The organism is Ruminococcus sp. 1001136sp1_2201st1_G3_2201SCRN_220225 (assembly GCF_040924365.1).
In the GTDB taxonomy this organism is placed as follows: Bacteria; Bacillota; Clostridia; order Lachnospirales; family Lachnospiraceae; genus Blautia_A; species Blautia_A faecis.
Genome location: NZ_JBCOME010000032.1, coordinates 1 through 4,281, shown reverse-complemented (window position 1 = coordinate 4,281; position 4,281 = coordinate 1). Strand labels below are relative to the sequence as shown.

General features: G+C 32.7%; 2 protein-coding genes and 1 pseudogene. All 3 read right to left on the bottom strand.

Translation table 11 applies throughout. The features are described from left to right. Positions 1-696: pseudogene (locus tag AB5642_RS11330) on the bottom strand (hypothetical protein); the annotation flags it as partial. Then, on the bottom strand, positions 696-3,431 hold the full coding sequence (locus tag AB5642_RS11325; RefSeq protein WP_173718824.1) for a hypothetical protein: 2,736 nt from the start codon (positions 3,429-3,431) through the stop codon (positions 696-698). The pseudogene AB5642_RS11330 and the gene AB5642_RS11325, both read right to left, overlap by 1 nt. 257 nt (positions 3,432-3,688) lie before the next feature. Continuing rightward, positions 3,689-4,281: hypothetical protein (locus AB5642_RS11320; RefSeq protein WP_368371623.1), on the bottom strand; the 593-nt coding region annotated here is incomplete at its 5' end.

The window sequence follows — 4,281 nt, the reverse complement described above, 5'->3', positions numbered from 1 at the left end:
GTATAAAGCAGCTCTCAGACATTCTGTATAAAAATCCTCTTTTCCCCCTCTTTTGTCAAAGCTGTCGTTTCGCTGTATCTGCATTGTTCTGGTTATTTTCTTAAACTCAGCATTTCTGCCTGAAATATAATTCATCAGGCATAACCAGTTTAGTTCAAAAATTTTTGTGGAACCATTCAAGTGAAAATGATTTTCAGCTACTCCCTGGTCCAAAATATTATGTAATCGGCTGTTGTCACTTCTAATAATCGGAAGCCAGGCAAAATATTGGGTATTATATCCTTTTTTCCAGTCATCATATGCCAGATATGCGCATGTGAAAAAGTCCTGCCCCATCAGTAATGTAATTTCCCGCCAGCGCAGCAATTGATCGAACTTGCATTTAATCTCATTTCCGTCCAGGCGCAGCATTTTATCAGCCACAGAAAACACCAGTTGAAACACTCCAATATCTTCACTTACATCGTTTTTCCACAGATTGGTCTGGAGTTTCATTTGACTACACATAAATGAATAATTGTTACTACGCTCGTCATCTGTTGCGTAGGAAAACACATCTGACGAATAACGCATGTAAATATCCTTTTCCATTTTGCTATAGGAGCAGTAATCCACCATCTCCTGCTGGCTTTTTATTACATACATATATGGAATTTTCTGAAATACAATTTCTATATTTCCACGTTCTATGTCCATTATTTTTCCTCGTTGTACTTACTGCAATCTTTTGCTATATCTTTATATTCCTTACTCATTTCCTCTGGTATATCTAATTTAGGATTTTCTACCCAAAATTCAGCAACCCTTTGGTAATAATCAATTGCATACTCCCGCATTATTATGAACCCTGCATTATCTCCTTCCACTTTTTCATCTTTATGCCTTACTTGATAGCGCTTCATATTATGAATTATATTTTTAACATTTTTTAGAACATTTTCAGCAGATTTATTTTTCAAATAGGTAGATACACTTTGCAATGGTTCGTCTGGCTGAACATCAAAATCCAAAGAATCCATCATTTCTTTCACTTTGTCTTGTTTCTGCTTTTCCTCAAATGATACAGATTCTTCTATACTTCTCTGTAAGAGATCTGCATATAATTCGCTAATATTGATTACAGCCTCTTCTCCATCCGAATCTCTCAATATTAGGTTATTCAGCTTTTCCTCAAAATTCTTATCAATATATTCTCTATAAAACCGCTCTATATTTCTAAAAAATCGGTCCACTACAGCTCTTGTCTTCCCACGTTCATCTTTATTACCTGATTCTTTAGACTGTCTATTTTTCCAACAATATTCATGAAATCGCATTATTAAGTCTATGTTTGAAAAAATTGTTCTGAAAGCATGAATTTTATTAGAGTTATCATTTTCAATTCTTCTGATAACTTTTTGAAAATCTTCCTTACTAATTCCTAATATTTCTATATTTAACTTCTTATACAAACTTTCCAAACTGCAAATCCCAATAATATAATTTTCTAAACATATTTGCAATGGATTATTTAATCTATAATTAGAAAAAATTATATTTGAGTTATATATATATCTAACCATCGGAGGATTTTCGATATTATCAGTAATCTCTTTACAGATATTAGAAAAAAGCCCCAACATTACCCAGTTAAAAATTTTATATTCTTTTTCCTTATCATTTTCGGACAGCTTAGATATATAGTCTTTGTTAGGATCTAATAATTCATTAGTTATATTAAACGCATTGCCAACTTTTTCCGAAAAAAGATTATATACACTCATTGTCGAAAAAAAGAATCTAGATCTTACCATTGGATTGTCGCCAGCTGCATTCGGAATTATATCATCAAATGATGGCCCCCATATATATCCACCTATAAATTCTCCCAATTCCTCATAACATCTACTTCTCTGCAAATTATTTAATCTAAGTGTATACAAAATTTCAAACATATAAGCAAATTTATTATCTTTTTTATCAAACATACTATTCTTATATGTAGTAAACCAGTTTAAAATCCAGAAAAAACAATTTGTTCTTTCCATCTGAAAACTTGCCGGTGGAAGAACGTATTTTTTATCAGACTTTTTATAATTTTCATTCAAAAAATACCAGACTTCTGAGTTCAACTGTAAATATGGAACTCTAATTAAATTCTGTACCTCTTTATAATTTACCAACTCACAATTCTGCGGAATCCATTCTTTCTCAAAGTACTCCGTAAATTTCTCAATGTTATCAAGATATTCACTGTCATTTTCTGGAACTTTCATATCTCCAAGAAGACTAATTAAATTCACAGTATCCCGTAAATTATCTGGCTGTAGCCAATTCATTTTTTCGTCGTTTAATAAAAAACGCATTCCAGTTTTCATGTATATCAAATCCAATAAAGAAGCATTCAATGAATTGGTTATCTTATCCGCATAAATAATTTCCTCTTCATTTTTTTGATAAACAATTTTCGCATTTTCTATATATCTAACATTTGGCAAATAAATCCTTCTGGACTTCGGAATCAGTTTGGCAATATAGCGCTCTGCCATATCTTCCACATCTATCACTGCACCTGCAATTTTTCCCTGGTTTTTCAAAACATTACTATAATTTTTGAAGTTCTCTTCCTGAACACAAAGCTGCAATTGTTCCACTTTAAGTGCCATCACTATGACAATATCTGGAATAATTAAATACTTACGTATCTGTTCAGCCATTTTATACGCATTGGCATTGCACATGTCCAGATCATCGATTGCAATCAAAAGTTTTTTTGAAGTATATTGGTTACGAGAATCTTCCGTCATCATATAATCCAGATATAACTTTACCAAATTACTCAAGTCACGTCTTAACCGCAGACTTTCCCCCATCTTTGATATCTTTTCTATGCTTCCCTCGTAATCATATTCCTCTTCCAGCATTTTAACAGGATCGTTAAGCAAAGAAATATCCTTATATACCTTTTGAAATTCGTTTAATAACTCTTCCCTTCTATAATTAGCAAATCTTTCAGGTGAAACATCGTATTTATCAGAAAATTTCCGATAAAGCGAAGCGATAATAATATCTAAAACATTATGTACATTATCAAAAGCAGAAGGATCAATAACAATAGGTTCTGAAAAAACAGTATTTTTGACATTCTCGCACTGCGCAAATATAGTAGATTCTTTTTGCTCTTTCTCGTTAACTACTGCATTAATAAAAGTAAACATTGCGCTGCTTTTACCCTCGCCACGTTCTCCGCAAAAAGCAATAATATTATTCTCCGTCTCCGCTTTCTTCCAATCTGGCTGTTTATCGCGTTCCTCATTTGCCACGATATTCTCCAGCATGGCTGCAGCTTCCAGATATTGATCATAAAAAATGTCGTTTATTTCAATCTTGTCTTTGAGGCTTAATTTAAATTCCTGTCCTTTAATTATAGTTAATATTTTTTCATTTTTCATAGCTTCTATTTTCTCCTTTGACTTTTTGTATTTTAAGTGCCTTATCCTTTAGCTCTTTTCTCCCTTCGTACTTATCCTAACTGAACAACATCATCTTTCTCATAGTTCGCTCTCAGCATTCTGTACAGCGTTATTTTATGTGATCATTATACGCTTTCTCCAGCTCTTGAGTCAATTGCTCAAAGAATATCTTGGCAATCGTCTCGAAGCCTTCCTCTGTGTTACCGAATTCAAATGTTTTCTGCATTTCTACTTCTCTAATTCTTAGCCTTTTTCTTTGAAAGTCCATAAATAAAAAGTCCAGCCAGCAATGAAGATATATCAAAAAATACAGCCAGTCCCAGAGAAAACCATGCGATTCCACGATATTTACCGAATAACAAAGAACAAACCTTTTCAATAACATTAATATCCGAAACTTTACTTCTCCTTAGTTCATCCAGTATACTCATTTTTTCATTTGCATTATATTCCGATAGGAGTTCAGTGTTAATCACCGTATTTTTTAATTCCTTTTTTTGGCTTTCAAAAAATTGGGGTAATTCCTGAATTAAGTTTTCCAGACAATTTATCCTATTCTGCCAAGTTTCTTCCCATGACGCATATTGCTCATTAAATGTTTGTGAGTCAGGGTCTGGAATCTGAATTTCCTTTCCAAGTTCTCCCAGCATTGTATTAATTTCAGAATCATTCTCCGATGTTTCTTTCACCCAAAACACATAATTCTTCACAAGTACAGTTAATACCTGGGTATCTGCTACTAATTCACTATAATTTCCGATAATATCTGTATTCGTTTTCAACTCAGTGATTCTGTTATTAAGTTCTTCAATATATGACTCTAATATAG